Origin of the sequence: Roseibium album, assembly GCF_965233825.1 — a bacterium.
Taxonomy (GTDB): domain Bacteria; phylum Pseudomonadota; class Alphaproteobacteria; order Rhizobiales; family Stappiaceae; genus Roseibium; species Roseibium album.
Map to the genome: position 1 here is coordinate 1245800 of NZ_OZ247583.1, position 20084 is coordinate 1265883.

Sequence of the window (20084 nt, forward strand, 5' to 3'; positions counted from 1 at the left end):
TCGATGTCCGGTGAAGCACACCGGGTGGGCAGTGCCCGCTTCCACATCTCCGGCCCGGACCATGCAGCGCTGCTGCAATGGCGAACGCGGCTCGAAGCGGTGGGCGCGGGTGAACTTGAACAAGCGCTTGACATTGCCTTGAGGGATATTCTGCCACCAGACGAACTTCTGGTTATCGATCGGCTGGAAGTGGATCTTGGTGAATTCGCGGCGGACGAGTTTGACTTGCCCCGGTTGACATCGGCAATCCGGGAAGCACTTCATCGGCAGGCGATTCACGCTATCCGCCGCCCGGATGTGCCGATTCAGCCGCCGGCGGATAGCCACGCCGGCGCTGCAGAAGGACACCCGGCCTATCGGGTGAGGCTGTCACGTTCTGCCAACGCTGTCCTGATGACTTATCTGGCGACAGGACAGCTCGACCGCGCAGCCCCTTTCACTGATCTTGCGGCGCTCTATGAAGCACTCGAGATTACGTCGGCGACCTTGGAGGCATTCCGGCATCTGCTGATTACGGGCACAATTCTGATGCGGCGGGCAGCGCTGTTGCGTTTGTACGCAACAGCGCCTCGCAATGTGACGCAAGCGTTGATGACCGGAGGCTTTCCCGATCTGCCGGCAGCGGTTCGTGCCGACGATGATCTGCGCTCGTCCGGACTTGAGGCAAGACCTGTTGACGACAAGCGTCAATCGTCTCGTCTGGAGCAGGTGATCGACGATACACTTGCAAAGCTGGACACCGAACACCCTTCTTCTGCCGTTGCTGAGGAGCCTCGGACCGAGAAGCCGGAATTTCAATCGCTATCTGGTGCCCTGCCTTGCGCAAATGCCGGTCTTGTTCTTCTGCATCCGTTTCTGAGGCCGTATTTTGAGGGCACCGGGTTGATGCGGGACGGCGTCTTTGCTGGCTCGCGAGAGCGGATTATCGCGTCCAGAATGCTGCATTTCATCGCGACCGGCGAGACCAGCCATGAGGAACCGGACCTCGTCATTCCGCGGCTTCTTTGCAATGTGCCGGACGAACGGCCCGTTTTGCCGATCGATGGGCTCGATCCGGAACACTTAGCGGAAGCACAGCGCATGCTCGTGGCTGCGATCGATGCCTGGGAAGGTATCGGACATGCGACACCTGACGGCATCCGGGAAACTTTCCTGCAGCGCTCCGGCGTGCTGAGAGGATCGTCAGATGCACTCCAGCTTACCATCGAACGCAGCGGTATCGATATCCTGCTCGACCGGCTTCCCTGGGCGTTAAGTCTGGTCAAGCTGCCCTGGATGCCAGCTCCCCTGAAGGTGGACTGGTCATGAAAACTGCCGCGCGGATACAGGCAAAGACTGAAACCGGCCGTGCTACCGGGCGGAAAGGACCGTTTTTCGCCGGCCCTGCCGTGCAGACGAAGCTGAACGTTTCGCGGCCGGGTGACCGCCATGAACAGGAGGCTGATCATGCGGCTGATGCGGTTGTCCACGGTCGCGGACCCTTCAGCGGCGCCGGTCCGGTCGCCGCGCAGATGACGCCGCTGGGCCACCGGTCTGCGGACACAGCTGCCCGGTCGGTCCATGAACGTGCCAGCGACCCGCAGTATGACGAGCATGAACCGGTCTTGCGGCCGGATTGCCCTACGGTCGAAGACGAACCGGCGCAATTGGCAGAGGAAGAGGAAGCCCAGGCCGCGCCCGTGGATGAGGTCCAAAAAGAGGAGGAAGAAGCCCGGTCCGTAGCTGACGACGCGCAGTTGGCCGAAGACGAAGAAGCTCAGGCACAGGCGGAAGAGGACGTCCAGTCATCGCCCGAAGAAGAACTTCAAATGGCTGCCGAGGAGGAGGTGCAGAAAGCTGACGAGGAAGAAGAGTTGCAGATGCGCGGAGAGGCTCAGCAACCGAGCGCGCGTGCTGTCAGGATGGGCATTGTCGAGCGACAGTTGCGCGCTGCAAGGGGCCGTGGAAATCCTCTTTCCGAACCCGTCAGGCGCAAGATGGAAGCAGGGATCGGCGCAGATCTTTCCGGAGTGCGGATCCACACGGATACGCCGGCGGCACTTATGACCAAGATGCTGAACGCCAGGGCTTTCGCATCCGGACGGGATATTTTCTTTTCACCTCACCGGTTTGCGCCGGGCACCAGGCGTGGCGATCATCTGATCGCCCATGAGTTGGCACATACACTTCAGCAAGGGGCGGTGGAACTCAGCGACAATGCCCCCGCCGCGCGTATGCCGGAAGGCGACAAGGTAGCCTCAAGGCCGGAAAGCCTTCGCGCCATCGGATATGCCAGGCAGCATATCGGCAAGATCAATTCCAAGGTGACCGATGCCGAGGGCAACCGTTTTGGCTGGCAGCGCTTGCTTGCGATTTTCCGCGGCGCCTTCGATGGTGACGTTGTCGACCCGACCTTGATCAAGAAACCGATCATGAAGGATCCATACGGACTGCCACACTGGTGTGGAATATTCGCCTGGTCCAATCTGCGCAAGGCGGGGTTGCCCCTGCCTCCCTGGAAACTCGGTGTAAGCATTCTGCCGCATGTCGGAGTTCGTCCACCTGACAGGTTGCCGCAAAAGGGTGATATCGCCTATCGGAAAACCTGGCCGGGTGTCAAACCGCTTACACATCACCAGGCGCTCGTGACCGGGGTTGAAAGCATCGAGACGGCTGCCGGAAAACCGTTCGATTCCATCATGATACGAACAATCGACGGCAACACGGCAGGAAATGACAATCTCGGTGGCCAGGTCGAGGAAAAGTGGCTTCCGGCTCGTCTCTGGGATCACTTTTTTGACCCGACCGAAAAGGTTTCCCTACCGGAAGTGCCGCTGGTTGTTACCGACCGGGCCTCGGAAGATCTTGGCGGGCTTGGGGAGGGCGCGGAACAGGGTCCCGAAGCAGCCGAGGAGACGGGATCAGGAGTGGAACCGGCGCCGGAAGTTGTGGAAGAGCCGCCTCCCGCGACCCCGGCGGACGTCCTGCAGCCACCGGACGAAGACGTCGGCGTCGAGTTGCCACCTGAACCCGATGCCTCTGTCGAACCGAGCGCCAAAGTCGAGACGCTTGCACTTGAAGGGCCGTCTGACAAGGCCATGACATCGTTCTTGGATGCGGCGCCGAGCCGGATGGCAATGACGGCGCCGACAGTTGGCAGCACGCTCGACGGCAAGGCCGATACCGAAAAGAAAAAGGCGTCGGACGAAGCGCCGGTCCTGGAAGCCAGGACCGGCGGGGAACTCAATCCGGAAATAACCGCGCCCGGCGACATACCGACCCCTCGGGACACGACGCTTGCTGCTGATGGCAGGGGGCCGGAAACCGGAAATCTTGCGGCAGATCCTTATCAGGAGAAAGGCACGGCACCGACAACCCGAACCATGCGGGACAAGGTCAAGAAACAGCCTGAAGGCGGCTTCCTGGACTGGTTGAAAAACCAGTTCACCAATCTGATGGCCAGTATCCGGACGACCGACGGGAGCGTGAACACCAGTGCCGGATCTCGAAAGAGGGTGGCATTGACGGGCAAGGCCGACCCCGGTCAGATGGGACGGCAGCGGGCTGAGGGCACCGAAAGTCTGCGCGCTGAGCGCGACAAGCAGACGGCGGAGTTTCGCAGTCACCCCGGACAATCGAACATCCAGCCGCGCAAGGTAGAGGAAAAACGCACCGCGCCCGTCTCGAAGGAACCTTCCGAACCGATTGACGAATTACCGCCAGACGAGGGAGCCGCGGATTATGCATCTGCCGAGCTGCCCCAACAGGTACGCGATGCCGCCGACGCCAAGATTGCGCCCGACCTTCACGCCAACGTTGCTGAAGCGCGCTCCGAAACGGTCGCCGCCGCTGCCAAGCGGGACGCCGACAGGGATGCGAGTGTCACCGAAGCGGAGAGTCGCGCGGAAAAGGCCAACATCGAGGCGGACGACAAGCAGCGCCAGGCTGTGGTTGCAGGACGAGGCGATGTCGCCCGGAAACAGGGCGAAGCCATCGGGCAGGCCTATGAGGGCGTTGCCAGGTTTGCAGGTGATGCAGGCAAGCGCGAAACGGATGACGCCAAGAAGATCCGCGACAATGTGAAAACCGAAGAAGGCAAGGCTGACAGGGAACTTGAGAAGGGCGAGGAAAAGGCGCGCCAGCACAAGAAGGATGAAGAGGCCAAGGCGGCAGCCAAGAAGAAGGAATTGAAGGAAAAAAAGGAAAAGCAGGGCCTGCTCGACCGGGCCGTCAGTTTCGTCAAGGAAGCCATCAACAAGATCACCGAGGCAATAGACGCGATTTTCGAAGGATTGCGCAAACTGGTCAAGATCGCCATAGACGCCGCCAAAACACTGGCAATCGGCCTGATCAATGCCGCCCGTGCGACGGCTATCCTGGCGCTCGAAGGCTACCGGACGTTCGCAAAGGGACTGATTGATATAACCGTGGGAACCTTTTACCCGGACGTTGCCAAGAAGATGAATGACGGGATCGATGCGGTGGTCGACACTGCTGTCGATGGCGTCAATGCGGCTGCGGACGGCGCGATTGCCGGGGTTGAGGCGGCTGCCAACTGGCTCGGAAAGAAGCTCAACCAGATTCTCGACAAGTTCAAGGCAGGGCTCAAGGGGGCAATCCGGATGGCCGGTGCCCTGATGACGGGCGATTTCGCCGGTGCCGCACGCATTGCAGTGGAAACAGCCTGCGAGATCGCCGGCATCGATCCGCAACCGATCTTTGATTTCTTCGACCGTGCCAAGTCACAGATCATGGCAATCCTGAAATCACCCGGCAAGTTCATCAACAACGTCATGACCGCCGTCGGCATGGGTGTGCGCGGGTTCGCGGAACGGTTCGGCCAGCACTTCAAGACCGGTGCAATCCAGTGGCTGACGGGCGCGCTGTCAGCCGTGCCCATCACATTGCCCGCCAAGTGGGACATAAAGGGGATCTTCAGTCTCGTCGCCCAGATCCTGGGTCTCACCTACGAGAACATCAAGGCACGTATCATCAAGAAATTTCCGAACGCCGCCAAGATTTTCAATCTGGTCGAAAAGGGTTTTGCCTTGATCAAGAAGCTGGTCAACAAGGATTTCAGCGGGCTGTGGGAGGAAGTGAAGGCGAAACTGGCCAGCCTGAAGCAGACGGTGATCGACGGGATCAAGAACTGGGCGATCGTCAATGTCATCAAGGAGGGCATCATCTGGCTGTTGAGCCTTCTCAACCCGGCATCCGCACTGGTGAAGGCCCTGAAACTGCTCGCGGATCTCGTGTTCTGGCTGATCGACAATTTCAAGCGGATCAAGGACTTCGTGATGAGCGTTTATACCGCAATCACGAACATCGCGGCGGGAGTTCTCGGGCCGGCGGCCAAGGCTGTTGAAGATGCAATGGCCCGTTCTTTGCCGGTCGTGATTTCCTTTGTCGCCTCGGCCATTGGCCTCGGCAACATCGGTGAAGCCGTCCAGGGGGTGATTTCCAAGATCACAGCACCGATCAACAAGATGATCGACGCGCTGATCGACAAGGTTGTTGCGTTCGCCAAAAAGCTCTGGGGCAAGACAAAGCAGGGTGCGAAAAAGATCAAGGACGCGGTGTTGAACTGGTGGAAGGCAAAGCGGAATTTCACCTCAAGGGACGGCGGCGAGCACAAGCTTTACTACAAGGGAACGGGAAGCAATGCGGACCTCTGGATTGCATCGAAACCCACCGCAATTCAAGCCTTCCTGAACAAGAAGATCGCCGAGACAGACGATGCGACGCAAAAGGGCATTTTCAAGACTGCGCTCAAACAGTACCAGACCGTGCTGACGCACGAATCCGCATTGCAGAAACTTGTTTCCAAGAACGCTCCGAAGTCGCAGATCACTTCCGAGGAAGTCAAATTCCGTGCTGCTCTCGACAAGGTGACCGCGACGATGCGCACCGCCGACCTTGGATCTGCAGAGGACATTCAGACGCGAGTCACCTTCACGGACGGATCGACCAAGTCGGCCTATGCAATTCCGCTGACACGGCTGGAAGGCAATACAAAGGGATCGTCGCCAAAGTCATCTGCACAGAGCCCGGAATGGTCTCATGCCGTCAAGCTGGATACCGGACCGGGCGACAAGCGCCGGTACATCTGGGTGCGGGGGCACCTGCTGAACGACAATCTTCACGGGCCGGGCGAAAACCGCAATCTGGTGCCGATCACCAAGACCATGAATTCGAAGATGGCAACGGGTGTTGAGGCCGGGGCAAAAACGCAGATGACCAAGAGCGAGGATACGATGTTCTACAAGGCCGATGCGACATTCTGGTCCGGCGCGGCTCCGGTGAACCGTTTCCCCAAGTCAATCAGCGTCAAATGGGGTTTGTCGGAAAAGAACGGCGCGAATTTTCGGCAGAAAAAGACCCTTGGTCAGGACACGATCACCATGTCCGAGAAACCTCCACTGACGGCCACGGCCCAAGCACCCAGCATAAAGAAGGGCGGAACCAGTCAGCTTGTCGGAGGCATCAGGCCGCATGGCACGGTGACCGACTATTTTGTCTCGCAGCATCTGGCCGGGAAAACATACTCTTCCAAGACAAACATGCGGTCCGCGCTCTACACAAATGTCAGGGCCGATCTGATCGCACAAGGCGGTGATACCTTGGCCGACAAGCGCAGGGGCTATGTCAACGCCACGTATAATGCACTTGCGGCGGGGGACATCCGGCTATGAATCGTCCGACCAGGCATACGGAAGATCTTGGTGCCGACAACACGGCCAATCTGGAAGTCGCAATGGAACTTCTGACACGTCTGGTTCGTGCGAGGATTGGCGGAGGAAACATTGCACCGGAAGGCGAGATTTCACTGAACTTCTTCGACGACGGATCGGAGCTTGGCAACCTCATTCGCGACCGTCGGCCCGGTTTTTCCGAATACGTGATCCTGCTGCTCGCCCTTGCACCGCACGCGATGCCCGCCCTTCTGGACAGGGAAATAAGGGACGCGCTGAACAAGCAGGGGGATTTCCCCGAGATCGGTGGCAGTCGACATGCGGACTCCAGGACTTTCATACCGACAGGCCAGACAGCGGCCTATCTGCTTGCGGACGAGGATATTCAGGGGCGCTTCGAGGTACAGCGGCTGTTCCGGCCGGAGCATTGGTTCACCGAAACAGGACTGCTGCGGCTAGAACCGCCGGAGGACGGCGCTCCCGCGCTTGCCGGTCGGATTGTCATGTCACGCGACTGGGCTGACAGGCTCACGGTGGGTGCTGCCGACGCTCCGCCATTCTCGGCCGCTTTTCCGGCTCGCCGGATCGAAACGAAACGCTCCTGGGACGATCTGGTGTTGCCCGCCCAAACCCGCGAACAACTGGATGAATTGCTTCGTTGGGCACGTTTTGAAAAGACACTGGCGACGGACTGGGAGTTCGGCGCCCGGCTTCGACCGGGTTATCGAGCGCTCTTTCATGGCACCTCGGGAACCGGAAAGACATTCGCTGCGACGCTCCTTGGTCGCTCGACAGGCCGTGATGTTTATCGGGTGGACCTTTCCGCAATCGTGTCAAAATATGTCGGTGAAACGGAAAAGAACCTGTCCGCCCTGTTCGAGGCAGCTCACCGGCGCGACTGGATCCTCTTCTTCGACGAGGCGGATGCCCTGTTCGGCAAACGCACGGCAGTCAAGGACAGCCACGATCGATACGCCAACCAGGAGGTTTCCTATCTTCTTCAAAGGGTTGAGGAGTTTGACGGGATCTGTATCCTGGCCTCGAACCTGAGAGCAAATATCGATGACGCATTCCTGCGGCGCTTCAATGCAATTATCCGTTTCCCCGAACCGGGTCCTGACGAACGCAGCGCCATCTGGGAAAGGGCCCTGCCGAATTGTGGTTCAAAAGATGCTCGAGACCGTTTGATTGCAAGTATCAACGGCTATGAGCTGACCGGTGGCGGGATCGTCAATGTTGCCCAGTTCGCGGCGATCGAAGCTGCGGCGCGAAGCGACAGGGAATTGATCCTTGAAGATGTCGAACTCGGCATTCGCCGCGAAATCGAAAAGGAAGGCCGGGTCTTCAAGCAGAGGTCCGGCACTTCCTGAAAACGGCTTCAAGTCCTGGCTCAGTGTTGTGCGTCGACCTCGGTAATTTCGACCTTGTATCCCCAAAGCCGCTCGACATGTTTGAGCGTTGCCAGTTTGCTGTCGGCGTCGAGCGGAACCGAATTGCGTCGTACGGCCTTCAGATGCAGGCAGCGATCGCCAAGAAGATCGGCATCCGCGACCTGAATGTCAGGCTCGAGTGCGGAAAGGTCGTGATCAAGGGCAAGGGTGTCCCTCAGGTGTCTGTAGCCGTGGGAATTGTGAATGCCGGTCACCGTGCAGTACCGCGATGAGGACTCGTCGGATATCGCAAACATTCGAAAACGGCGCATGACAGCCGGCGACAGAAACTGCTGGATGAAGCTTTCGTCGCGATAGTTGGCCCAGGCGTGCTTCAGGACATTTCGCCAGTCTCCGATGCCGGCAATGTCCGGAAACCACTCGCGATCTTCTTCCGTGGGGTTCAGGCAGACCCGCTTGATGTCCTCCATCATGGCAAATCCGAGTGCATATGGATTGATCCCGGAAAATCGCGGATCATCGAAGTCGGGCTGGGTCAGGACATTCGTATGGCTGTGAAGAATTTCCAGCATGGCGCCATCGCTGAGGCGCCCCTGTTCGTGCAGCTTGTTGAGAATGTAATAGTGGACGAAACAGGCGCAGCCTTCGTTCATCACCTTGGTTTGTTTCTGCGGATAGAAATACTGGCCGATATTGCGAACGATCCGCAGGATTTCGCGTTGCCAGGATGTGAGCACAGGGCTGTAGTGTTCCAGGAAATAAAGCAGATTTTCTTCCGGAAGCTGCATTTCGCGTTTGCGGTCGAGAAGGCCTGAATCCTGTGACTGCTGCCCTTCGTCCGCATCTGGGATGGTGTTCCAGAGGTAATAGACATTCTGTTCCGCTGCGGCGATCCTTGCCTGCCGTTGCTCCTCGGCTTCCCGGAGTGACAATTGCCTGGGTCGGCGATGCCTGAACACGCCGTGCGGCATGAGCGAATGTGCTGCATCAAGTGTCGCCTCGACGTCCTCCAGTCCGTGCTTTTCCTCGCAACTGGCGATGAACCGTCGTGCATACTCCAGATAATCGAGAATGCCGTCGGCATCAGTCCATTGTTCGAACAGATGGTTGGACTTGAAGAAGTGATTGTGCCCGAAGGCGGCATGGGCCATCACCAGCGCCTGCAACGGCATGGTGTTTTCTTCAAGGCAGTAGCTGATACAGGGGTTCGAGTTGATGACGATTTCATAGGCAAGTCCGCGCGCGCCCTTGCGGTAAAGACGTTCGTGACCGAGGAAATGCTTGCCGAATGACCAGTGATGATACATTAGCGGCATTCCGATGGAGGAATAGGCGTCGAGCATCTGCTCGGAGGATATGATCTCGATCTGGTTCGGATAAAAATCCAGCTCAAGGTCTTCTCGCGCCACCTGCTCGATTGCATCAAAAGTGCGCCACAGCGTATCGAAGTCCCAGTCGGCCTGATCGAACAGCAGTCCGGATTCTGGTTTTGTTGCGCGCTTAACCATGGTTTTTCCCTGCAGGTTCGCGTGCGAACAACTCGCGGAAAACCGGATAGATGTCGGCGATCGCCGAAACGCGCTTACGTGCAAAATTGGGCCAGATCTCCGCGACCCGGCCATAGGATTCCCAGAGTTCCATTCCGGTGGCTTCGCTGTTGATCAACTGGGCTTCGTCTTCGCCGACGATTTCGACATAGGCAAAATACTGGCAGACCCGCATCAGGTCTTCGCTCAGCAGTGAGACGCACTTCTGCGAATCGCCGCTGAAATTCTCGCCATCGGACGCCTGTGCTGCATAGATGTTCCACTCCGACGGCGGGTACCGCGCTTCGATCACCTCCTTCATGACCACGAGCGCCGTGCTAACCACGGTGCCGCCGGTTTGCGGCGAATAGAAGAAAGTGTCCTCGTCGACTTCCGACGCATCATGGGTGTGACGAATGAAGACGATCTCGGTCTTTTCATATCTGCGGCTCAGGAAAAGGTGCAGCAGCATGAAAAAGCGCTTGGCGAGATCCTTTTCGCGCTCCCCCATCGAGGCGGAAACGTCCATCAGGCAGAACATCACCGCGTTGGCATTGGGTTCCGGTTTCTGTTCGAAATAGTTATACCGCACATCCAGCGGATCGATATAGGCGACCACCTTTCGCCGCCTGACGACCTCTTCGTATCTGGCACGCAACGCAGCCAGTTCCTCACGCTGCTCAGAGGTGGGAGATGCGGCCTTCTCGAGTTTGAGAATTTGCTTCAGGAGGTCCTCGGCTTCCTTGTCCTTGGGCCTTTTCAATCCGATCCTGCGTCCGAGCGCATTGCGCATCGTGCGCGTAATATTGATATTGGCCGGGGCACCGGATGTGGAATATCCGGCCCGGTGCGGATGGGTTCGGGTGATCTCCTTCAGGCTCTGCTTGATCAGGTCCGGCAGTTCTAGATCGTCGAAGAAAAAGTCCAGAAATTCTTCCCTGGAAAGGGCGAACAGGAAATCGTCTTCGCCGTCACCGTCCGCTGATCCCTGCCGTCCACCACCGCCACCACCTCCTCTGGGCGGTTTTTCGATCCGGTCGCCTGCCTGGAACGACTTGTTGCCGGTAAAAACCCGTTCCCGGAGCCCACCATCGGCGGACTTGCGGAAAGACGGTTCGGCCACCCCCTTCGTCGGAACGGTGACATCTTTTGCCCGGTCAACATCGGCAATACCGCGCTCTCGAACAGCGTCCTCGACCGCTTTCTTGATCTGCGACCGGACCCGCTTGAGAAATCGGCGTCTATTGCTCAGGCTCTTGTCTTTCGGGTTCAGTCGGCGGTCGATGAAATGTGCCATCTTTCAATCGGCCTCCCGGGCTACCCGGCCTTGTTCACACGCATATACCACTCGACAAGCCGTCGAACCTGCCGCTTCGTGTAGCCGTGCCCGGTCATGCGTTCGACGAACTCGTGGTGCTTCTCGTCGGTCTTCTTGTCGCGCTTTGCGCCGAAGCTGATCACGGGAAGCAGTTCTTCCACCTTGCCGAACATGCGCTTTTCGATGACCTGGCGCAGTTTCTCGTAGCGGCGCCAATCCGGGTTCTGGCCCTGGTTCTCCGCCCGGGCCCTGAGCACGAATTTTACCACTTCATTGCGGAAGTCTTTCGGATTTGCAACGCCGGCCGGTTGCTCGATTTTCTCCAGTTCCTTTTCCAGCACGCCCCGGTCGAATATCTGGCCTGTGTCCGGGTCCTTGTAGTCCTGTTCCTCGATCCAGGCATCGGCATAGGCGATGTAGCGATCGAACAGGTTCTGGCCATAATCGGTGTAGGATTCCAGATAGGCCTTCTGGATTTCGTTGCCGATGAATTCGGCGTAGTGCGGGGCCAGTTCGGTCTTGAGGAAATCCAGGTATCTGCTTTCGGTTTCCGCATCGAACTGCTCGCGCCGGATGGCCTGTTCGAGCACATACATCAGGTGAACGGGGTCGGCGGAGATTTCTTCCGTGTCGTGGTTGAAGGTTTCCGACAGGACCTTGAAGGCAAAGCGGGTGGAAATACCGTTCATGCCCTCGTCGACACCGGCCGCGTCACGATACTCCTGCAGCGATTTCGCCTTGGGATCGGAATCCTTCAGCATTTCACCGTCATAAACACGCAATTTGGAATAAAGCGTCGAATTTTCGTGCTCGTGCAGTCTTGTCAGGACGCTGAATCGTGCCAGCAGCGGCAAGGTTTCGGGGGCACATGACGCGTCGGCGAGTGCACTCTGGCTCAGCAGCTTGCCGTAGATGTCGGCTTCGCCGGTCGCGCGCAGGCAATAAGGTACCTTGACGACACTTATCCGGTCGAGAAAGGCCTCGTTGTTCTTGTTGCTCTTGAACTGGCTCCATTCGGATTCGTTCGAGTGCGCAAGGATCAGTCCCTGGAAGGGCAATGCACCGATGTTCTCCGTACCGACATACGACCCTTCCTGGGTCGCTGTCAGCAACGGGTGCAGCACCTTGATGGGGGCCTTGAACATTTCGACGAATTCCATCAGGCCCTGGGTGGTGCGGTTCAGGGCTCCGGAATAGCTGTAGGCATCCGGATCGTCCTGGCTGAACTCCTCCAGCTTGCGAATGTCGAGTTTCCCGACGAGTGCGGAGACATCCTGGTTGTTTTCGTCGCCGGGTTCCGTCTTGGTGACGCCGATCTGGCGCAATCGGGAGGGATAGAGTTTGACGATGGAAAACTTGGAAATGTCGCCATCATATTCATCCAGCCGCTTGGTTGCCCACGGTGATATCAGTCCGGTCAGCAGACGCCTGGGGATGTTGTACTTGTCTTCCAGCAGGTCGCCCACGCGGTTGGCACTGAAAAGACCGAGAGGAGATTCATAAACTGGGCTGATCTGGTCGCCCGCCTTCAAGACATAGATGGGTTCCTGTTCAATCAGTTTCTTGAGAATTTCGGCAATACTGGACTTGCCGCCGCCGACCGGGCCGAGCAGATAGAGGATCTGCTTGCGCTCTTCCAGGCCCTGGCTGGCATGGCGGAAAAACCCGACGATACGTTCGATCGTCGCTTCCATTCCGAACAGATTTTTGAAAGGTGCGTAACGCTTTATCGTCCGGTTCATGAAAATCCGGCCAAGCCGTTGATCCTGGCTCGTATCGATGACCTCGGGCTCTCCTATCGCAGCCATCATGCGCTCGGCTGAGGTCGCGCGCATCAAGGGGTCGTCCCTGCATCCCAGCAGGTAATCCTGGATTGAAATCTCTTCCAGGTGTCTATTCCTGTAGTCCTCGGCGAACCGTGCATATATCTCCATGTTCCACTTCCAGCTAGGCGCTCCCAGAGTACCTGCCCCTCTTAAATTAGATGGGGCTTTCAACCGTCGTGGCAACTTAAACTTTCGGGTTTCGCAAAAATTTCGCCTTCAAAAAAAATTGCAGGCGATTTTGATCGATTTTGCCATCATGAAGGCAATATCGGTCCTGAATCCGGGAGCGGCATCAGGACAAATGCTGCGGTACCTGATGGAACAAATGTTGATCTGCGAAGCTGGAGCTGATGCCAAAAAATACACAAAATATTGAAATTATTAGCCTTTAGAAATCTTTTGCTTCAGCAGGGTTCGCTGAAGACCTGATGCAGGCCATGCGAGGAGCTATAGTTTGCTGACCCGGTGGCCTGTAAGCCTCGCCAGAAGCACGGCAACGTTCTTCACCTTGAATTTCTTCAAGAGCCTTGCACGCACATCTTCGACGGTGCGCGGCGAAAGCCCCAGAACACGCGCCATTTCCTTGCTTGTCTGCCCTTGCGAAAGCAGCAGCAGCACGTCCCGTTCCCGGGGGGTCAGTTTGGGACCCTTGCTGGTGTCATCGATCGGCGCGAAGCTGAGGACCGTACGTGCGAGCGGCATGTCCGGAGTAAGGGTTCTGGCCCGGAACCGACACCAGATACGGGTTCCGTCGGCCCTTCGCATCAATCGCTCGTCAATATATGGAAGCGATTGGCTGAGGGGTTTGAGCCCGATATCCCGGATCTGGTGAAACTCCTCGTCGGACCCGTAAAGCAGGCGAAAGCTGCGCCCGATAAGGTGCTCCTTGCCGTAGCCGAACATGTCGGCAAAGGTCTGGTTGCAGGTTCTGATGATGCGATGCTCGGTCAGCGCGAGACCCATAGGCGCATAGTCAAAGGCAAGTGCTTCAAATTCATGCATGGGTCACCGTGTTCCTACGGTATTGGCACCGTAGGCGAAGAATAGCATAGTTATCCGCAGTTTTGCCAGCAAAGGGCCCTCTTCCATGGCATTGGCCGAGCAGTTGATTCGGGAAATTGATGAAAGGCGTGACGACCTTGTCGTGCTGACACAGGAACTGTTGCGCATCCCGACGCTCAATCCTCCGGGTGAGAATTATCGGGAAATCTGCGACTATCTCGCCCGCCGGCTGAAGAAGAGCGGTTTTGAAATTGAACTCGTCCGCGCATTTGGAACCCCGGGTGACAGCGACAAGTATCCCAGATGGAATGTCATTGCGCGGCGCGACGGAAAGCGGTCGGGTGAATGTGTTCACTTCAACAGCCACATCGATGTCGTCGATGTCGGCCACGGCTGGAGCAAGGATCCCTTCGGCGGCGAACTCGAAGACGGCAAGATCTATGGGCGCGGCGCCTGTGACATGAAGGGGGGACTGGCTGCGAGTATCATTGCTGTGGAAGCCTTCCTCGCGACCCATCCGGATTTTTCAGGGGCGATTGAGGTCAGCGGAACGGCGGACGAGGAGTCCGGCGGTTATGGCGGTGTTGCCTATCTGGCCGAGAAGGGCTTTTTCGATCCCGAGCGCGTACAGCACGTCATCATCCCGGAGCCGCTGAACAAGGATCGGATCTGCCTCGGTCACAGGGGCGTCTGGTGGGCGGAGGTCGAGACCTACGGTGAAATCGCCCACGGTTCGATGCCATTCCTCGGAGATTGCGCCGTCCGGCATATGGGTGCGGTTCTGGACGAAATGGAAAACAGCTTGTTTCCGGCTCTCGCGGAAAAGCGGACGGAAATGCCCGTCGTTCCGGAAGGAGCGCGGCAGTCGACGCTCAACATCAACTCAATCCACGGCGGTCAGGCGGAAGGCGATGACGACTTCACCGGACTTCCCAGTCCGTGTGTCCCCGACAGTTGCCGGATGATTGTTGACCGACGTTTCCTGCTGGAAGAGAACATTGATGAAGTACAGGCGGAATTTCTCCAGGTATTGAAGGATGTTGAGAACAAACGGGCGTCATTCAGGTATGATGTCCGGGAGTTGCACCGGGTCCTGCCGACGATGACCGACAAGGAAGCGCCGGTTGTCAGGACGGTTGCCAGGGCGATCGAGGAAACGCTTGGAAAAGAGGCGGAATATGTCGTGAGTCCGGGAACTTACGACCAGAAACATATCGACCGGATCGGGAAACTGAAAAACTGCATCGCCTATGGTCCGGGAATTCTGGATCTTGCACACAAACCGGATGAATATGTTGGTGTGGAAGACATGCTCGATTCTGCGAAGGTCATGGGCCGGTCGCTGATCGAGCTACTGGCACAGCCGTGAAAAGGCGGCGTCGAAAGATGGGGAGAGCTATGCGTTTGAACAAGTTTGGGAGTGGGTTGATCAGCGTCCTTGCACTGGCCGCGAGCATCGGTATGGCGGAAGCCAAAAGCGACATCATCGTTGCGATGCAGCTCGAACCGCCACATCTGGATCCAACCGGTGCTGCTGCCGGAGCCATCGATTCGGTACTTTATTCGAATGTGTTTGAAGGCCTCACGCGCTTTGGCCCCGACGGCTCGGTCAATCCGGGACTGGCCGAAAGCTGGACAATTTCGGAAGACGGCAAAACCTACACATTCAAGCTTCATGAAGGCGTCACGTTCCACGACGGATCTGACATGACCGCGGAGGATGTGAAGTTCAGCCTCGACCGCGCGAGCGCCGACGACAGCGCCAATGCCCAGAAGGCACTTTTCGCCGGTATCGAGAATGTCGAGGTAGTCGATCCGCAGACTGTCGTGGTGACGCTGAAGGAAGCCAACAGTAACTTCCTGTTCAACCTGGCGTGGGGCGACGCGGTAATCGTTGCCCCGGAAACGGTCGCCGACATCAAGACCAACCCGGTCGGAACCGGTGCTTTCAAGTTCTCCGACTGGGTGCAGGGAGACCGGATCGACCTGGAAAGGAACCCGGATTACTGGGGAACGCCGGCAAAGCTCGACACTGTCACATTCAAGTTCATCTCCGACCCGACGGCGGCGTTTGCCGCGGTAATGGCCGAGGACGTCAATGCCTTTGTCGGTTTTCCCGCGCCGGAAAACCTGCCGCAGTTCGAGGCTGATCCGAGATTCCAGGTGCTCGTCGGTTCGACCGAGGGCGAAACAATCCTGGCGATGAACAACAAGCTGACACCGCTTGACAACGTCAAGGTCCGGGAAGCCATCGCGCACGCGATTGACCGGCAGGCGATCATCGACGGTGCGATGTTCGGCTATGGCACACCGATCGGAACGCACTTCGCCCCGCACAATCCGGACTATGTCGATCTGACGGGATCAAGCCAGTATGATCCGGAGCTTTCGAAAAAACTCCTGGCCGAGGCCGGGTTTCCCGACGGCTTTGAAACAACGCTCAAACTGCCACCACCTTCATATGCGCGCCGGGGCGGTGAAATCATTGCCTCTCAGCTCAGGGCGATTGGCATCGAGACGGAGATAACAAACCTGGAATGGGCGCAATGGCTAGAACAGGTATTCCGGGGCAAGGATTATGGACTGACCATCGTCAGCCATACCGAACCTATGGATATCGGCATCTATGCGCGTCCGGACTATTATTTCCGGTACGGCACTCCGGAATTCCAGAAACTGTTCGCGGCAATCACCAGTGAAAACGATCCGGAAAAGCGCTCTGCGCTCCTGAAAGAAGCGCAGGAGATGATCGCCGCGGATTACGTGAACGCCTACCTGTTCCAGCTGGCCTTTCCGACGGTTGCCGATGCTCGGATCAAGGGGCTCTGGAAAAACCAGCCGACCCAGGCAACAGACCTGACTGCCGTCTCCTGGGAAGAGTGACGCCTAGACACATGGGCGCCCGCTCCAGGTGGGCGCCTTCTTTTGCTCCTTCATCTTTTCTGTCCCGGAGACAACCTGCCGATAGGCGCGCGACCGGCTCATGCTGCAATATTTCCTGAAACGCCTGCTGTCTCTTGGGTTGAGCCTCGTGGCTGCATCCATCGTGATTTTTCTGGCCCTCGAAGTCGTGCCCGGAGACCCTGCCGCGTACATGCTTGGCATCAACGCACAGGAAGACACGCTGAATGCCCTGCGGGAACAGCTTGGTCTGAACGGTACGATCCTCCAGCGTTATCTGTCCTGGGCCGGCGGTCTGCTCGTTGGTGATTTCGGCACGTCCTACACCTACAGGATACCGGTGGCGGAATTGATTGGCGAACGTTTGTGGGTATCGCTGCCGCTTGCACTCTATGCCCTGACGCTCAGCACGATGATCGCCTTTCCGGCCGGAATCTGGGCGGCTTCCAGGCGCGGTTCCTATGTGGACACAGGCGTGATGGGGGTGACCCAGCTTGGTGTGGCAATCCCGAATTTCTGGTTCGCCATGCTGATGGTGCTGGTCTTCGCGATCAATCTGCGCTGGTTTTCCGCAGGCGGCTTTCCAGGCTGGGACGAAGGTGTGCTTGCAGGTCTCAAGGCTCTGACTTTGCCTGCGGTTGCGCTTGCGCTGCCGCAGGCAAGCATTCTGACACGCGTCATGCGCTCCAGTCTGCTCGATACGCTCGGGGAGGATTTCATACGCTCCGCCCGGGCAAAGGGGCTCACTAGAGGTCAGGCAATGTGGCGCCATGCCTTGCGCAATGCCCTGATCCCGGTCCTCACCATCATGGGGCTCCAGTTCTCGTTCCTGCTGGCCGGCGCGATCATTATCGAGAATGTCTTTTATCTGCCCGGTCTTGGTCGCCTGGTCTTTCAGGCGATCAGTTCCCGCGATCTGATTGTCGTAGAAAGCGTGGTGATGCTTCTGGTCTTTGCTGTCATCCTCGTCAATTTTTCCGTCGACCTCGCTTATGCACTTGTCGATCCGCGCTTGCGGGGTCGGAGATGAAAATGCTCCTGCACAACAGGTCCATGCTGCCGGGTGTTGTCCTGACAATTGTCTTTGCGGGTGCGGCGATTGTCAGTCTGGTCTGGGTGCCCTACGACATTACCATCCTGAACATCGCCGACCGGATGAAGGCGCCAAGTCTGATACATCCATTTGGAACCGATCAGTTCGGCCGGGATATCCTGAGCATGATCATGGTCGGTGCGCGCACCTCCATCGCAGTCGCGCTGGTGGCGGTCGGCATCGGCATGCTGGCGGGAGTGCCGCTTGGTCTGGCAGCAGCTGCCCGCAGGGGCAGCCTTCCGGACGAGATCATCATGCGCACGAACGATCTTGTTTTCGCCTTTCCCAGCCTGTTGATCGCGGTGATGATCACTGCCGTTTTCGGGGCATCGGCACTGAATGCGATCATCGCCATCGGGATCTTCAACATTCCGGTCTTCGCGCGGCTGACGCGCGGCGCAGCCCTGACGCTTTGGAGCCGTGAATACATCATGGCAGCGCGGGTCGCCGGAAAGGGCGCGGCCCGTATCTCGGTGGAGCATATCCTGCCGAACGTGACCAACCTGCTTATTGTTCAGGGAACCATTCAGTTTTCTCTCGGCATCCTTGCCGAGGCAGGTCTGAGCTATGTCGGGCTCGGGGCGCAACCGCCGACGGCGAGTTGGGGGCGCATGCTCGCGGACAGCCAGACAATGATCTCTCTTGCACCGCATCTGGCTTTGTTTCCGGGCCTCGCCATCCTGCTGACGGTTCTCGGTCTCAATCTGCTGGGCGATGGTTTGCGCGACCTGCTCGACCCCAAGCTCAGGAGGGCGCGAACGTGAGCCTTCTTGTTGTCGACAACCTGTCGCTATCGATCCACGGGACACCCATCCTCAAGGATGTCTCGATGAAGGTCGATCCCGGGCGGATTCTGGGCGTGATCGGCGAAAGTGGCTCAGGCAAGTCTATGACCGCGTTCAGCGTTCTCCACCTGTTGCCGAACGGCGCGGACCTGAGTGGGAACATATCGCTGGCGGGACAAGACATTCTGAGCTGCAGCGAACAGCAACTCTGCGGCATTCGCGGACGGGACGTCGGCATGGTGTTTCAGGAACCCATGACCGCGCTGAATCCGCTGCAGACTATCGGCGCACAGGTCGCAGAAACGATCCTCATTCATGAACGGGTACCGAAAGCCGAGGCCCTTGCGCGGGCGGCCGAGGCCTTGCGCCGGGCCGAGTTGCCCGAGGAGAAATTCCCGCTGTCGCGCTATCCGCACGAGCTGTCAGGTGGTCAGCGGCAGCGGGTGGTGATTGCCATGGCAATTGCGCTCCGCCCGAAACTCCTGATCGCGGACGAACCGACAACGGCACTTGATGTGACCACCCAGGCGCAAATCCTGGCGCTTCTGAAACGGCTGGTCGCCGAGGACGGCATGGGACTGATGCTGATAAGCCACGACCTGGCGGTCGTCGCCGATCTGGCAGACGACCTTGTTATCATGCGCAGGGGCGAAATCGTCGAGAGCGGCGCCGCGCAACATCTTTTTCGCAATATGCGGCATCCCTATTCACGCGCACTGCTCGAAGCTTCAGGTCATGTACCCGAACGAGCAACCCCGGCCAGGACAATGCCGCTGCTTCGGCTACAAAATGTGGTTCGGGAATATGAGAGCCACGTTCACGGGTGGTGGGGAAGGACAGATCGGTTCCGCGCGGTTGACGAGGTCAGTTTCGAAATTCGCAAGGGTGAAAGCCTGGGGCTTGTCGGGGAATCAGGTTGCGGCAAGTCCACGCTGACCCGTGCAATCCTTGGTCTGGAAGAAATCCAGGGCGGTGAGATACTGCTCGATGGAAAGCCGGTGGCAAGTGATCACCAGGCCAACAGGGATGTGTGCCGGCGCATGCAGGTTGTCTTTCAGGACCCCTATGGCAGTTTCAACCCTCGATGGCGCGTTGACCGTCTGATAACGGAGCCGTTTCACTTGCTTGACGATCCCCCGCGTGGATCCGTGCGTGAGGCGGCAATCGTCGAAGCGTTGGAAAGCGTCGGGATGACCGCAGATGACAGCGACAAGTACATTCACGAATTCAGCGGCGGACAGCGTCAGCGGATCGCGATCGCGCGCGCGCTCATTATCAGACCCGAGTTGATCATACTGGACGAGGCAGTTTCCGCGCTCGATGTATCGGTGCGCGCTCAGGTGCTGGACCTCCTTGCGGATCTCGGCGACAGATTCGGTCTCACCTATTTGTTTATTTCCCACGACCTCAGTGTCGTGCGCTCGATTACCGAGCGCGTGCTTGTCATGAAGTCCGGCAGGATCGTCGAGGAGGGGCCAACAGATCGTGTTTTCGACAGGCCGCAGCATGACTACACCAAACAACTCGTTGCCGCGACGCCGGTTCTGCCGGCTGATGTAGCCTGAAGGAGG

At 58.1% G+C, this 20084-nt stretch carries 13 protein-coding genes; 9 read left to right on the forward strand and 4 right to left on the reverse strand.

Annotated features, from left to right (window positions below; genetic code table 11):
- Positions 1–3: 3 nt before the first annotated feature.
- From ACO6TI_RS05870 to ACO6TI_RS05880, 3 genes are read left to right on the forward strand one after another with little or no spacing between them, the layout of a single operon-like run.
- On the forward strand, positions 4–1308 hold the full coding sequence (locus ACO6TI_RS05870; protein ID WP_422384524.1) for a contractile injection system tape measure protein: 1305 nt from the start codon (positions 4–6) through the stop codon (positions 1306–1308).
- On the forward strand, positions 1305–6671 hold the full coding sequence (locus ACO6TI_RS05875; protein ID WP_422384525.1) for an eCIS core domain-containing protein: 5367 nt from the start codon (positions 1305–1307) through the stop codon (positions 6669–6671). Before ACO6TI_RS05870 ends, ACO6TI_RS05875 begins: the two co-directional genes overlap by 4 nt.
- Positions 6668–8041 carry an ATP-binding protein gene (locus ACO6TI_RS05880; RefSeq protein WP_104704773.1) on the forward strand — a complete coding sequence of 458 codons (1374 nt, stop codon included), beginning with the start codon at positions 6668–6670 and terminating at the stop codon, positions 8039–8041. Before ACO6TI_RS05875 ends, ACO6TI_RS05880 begins: the two co-directional genes overlap by 4 nt.
- A gap of 20 nt (positions 8042–8061) precedes the next feature.
- Here the strand turns inward: ACO6TI_RS05880 and ACO6TI_RS05885 are convergent, their stop codons facing one another.
- The 3 genes from ACO6TI_RS05885 to ACO6TI_RS05895 are packed head-to-tail and all read right to left on the reverse strand — an operon-like array spanning position 8062 to position 12840.
- A complete protein-coding gene (locus tag ACO6TI_RS05885) occupies positions 8062–9570 on the reverse strand; it encodes a SpoVR family protein (protein WP_422384526.1) in 1509 nt (502 codons plus the stop codon).
- The gene (locus tag ACO6TI_RS05890; RefSeq protein WP_281931382.1) at positions 9563–10885 is read right to left on the reverse strand and encodes a YeaH/YhbH family protein; all 1323 of its coding nucleotides are present in this window, start codon (positions 10883–10885) and stop codon (positions 9563–9565) included. Before ACO6TI_RS05890 ends, ACO6TI_RS05885 begins: the two co-directional genes overlap by 8 nt.
- Before the next feature lie 20 nt (positions 10886–10905).
- Entirely contained in the window at positions 10906–12840 is a 1935-nt protein-coding gene (locus tag ACO6TI_RS05895) for a PrkA family serine protein kinase (RefSeq protein ID WP_055120965.1), read from the reverse strand.
- Here ACO6TI_RS05895 and ACO6TI_RS05900 point away from each other — a divergent pair.
- Positions 12839–13108: a hypothetical protein gene (locus ACO6TI_RS05900; RefSeq protein ID WP_422384527.1), complete on the forward strand. Its 270-nt coding sequence runs from the start codon at positions 12839–12841 to the stop codon at positions 13106–13108. The genes ACO6TI_RS05895 and ACO6TI_RS05900 overlap by 2 nt on opposite strands.
- 71 nt (positions 13109–13179) lie before the next feature.
- Here the strand turns inward: ACO6TI_RS05900 and ACO6TI_RS05905 are convergent, their stop codons facing one another.
- Positions 13180–13734 carry a PAS and helix-turn-helix domain-containing protein gene (locus ACO6TI_RS05905; protein ID WP_055120969.1) on the reverse strand — a complete coding sequence of 185 codons (555 nt, stop codon included), beginning with the start codon at positions 13732–13734 and terminating at the stop codon, positions 13180–13182.
- Positions 13735–13825: 91 nt separating this feature from the next.
- Here ACO6TI_RS05905 and ACO6TI_RS05910 point away from each other — a divergent pair, with 91 nt between their 5' ends.
- The 5 genes from ACO6TI_RS05910 to ACO6TI_RS05930 all read left to right on the forward strand — a co-directional run bounded on the left by ACO6TI_RS05910 (position 13826) and on the right by ACO6TI_RS05930 (position 20078).
- Positions 13826–15103, forward strand: a complete 1278-nt coding sequence (locus ACO6TI_RS05910; RefSeq protein WP_209003819.1) for an acetylornithine deacetylase/succinyl-diaminopimelate desuccinylase family protein — start codon at positions 13826–13828, stop codon at positions 15101–15103.
- Between the two features lie 29 nt (positions 15104–15132).
- Positions 15133–16617, forward strand: coding sequence for an ABC transporter substrate-binding protein (locus ACO6TI_RS05915; RefSeq protein ID WP_422384528.1), 1485 nt, complete (start codon positions 15133–15135; stop codon positions 16615–16617).
- Positions 16618–16717: 100 nt separating this feature from the next.
- Positions 16718–17665 (forward strand): ABC transporter permease, encoded by a 948-nt coding sequence (locus tag ACO6TI_RS05920; protein WP_055120976.1) that lies wholly within the window; start codon positions 16718–16720, stop codon positions 17663–17665.
- The gene (locus ACO6TI_RS05925) at positions 17662–18492 is read left to right on the forward strand and encodes an ABC transporter permease (RefSeq protein WP_422384529.1); all 831 of its coding nucleotides are present in this window, start codon (positions 17662–17664) and stop codon (positions 18490–18492) included. The genes ACO6TI_RS05920 and ACO6TI_RS05925 overlap by 4 nt, the downstream gene beginning before the upstream one ends.
- Positions 18489–20078, forward strand: coding sequence for an ABC transporter ATP-binding protein (locus ACO6TI_RS05930; RefSeq protein ID WP_422384530.1), 1590 nt, complete (start codon positions 18489–18491; stop codon positions 20076–20078). Before ACO6TI_RS05925 ends, ACO6TI_RS05930 begins: the two co-directional genes overlap by 4 nt.
- Positions 20079–20084: the final 6 nt, after the last annotated feature.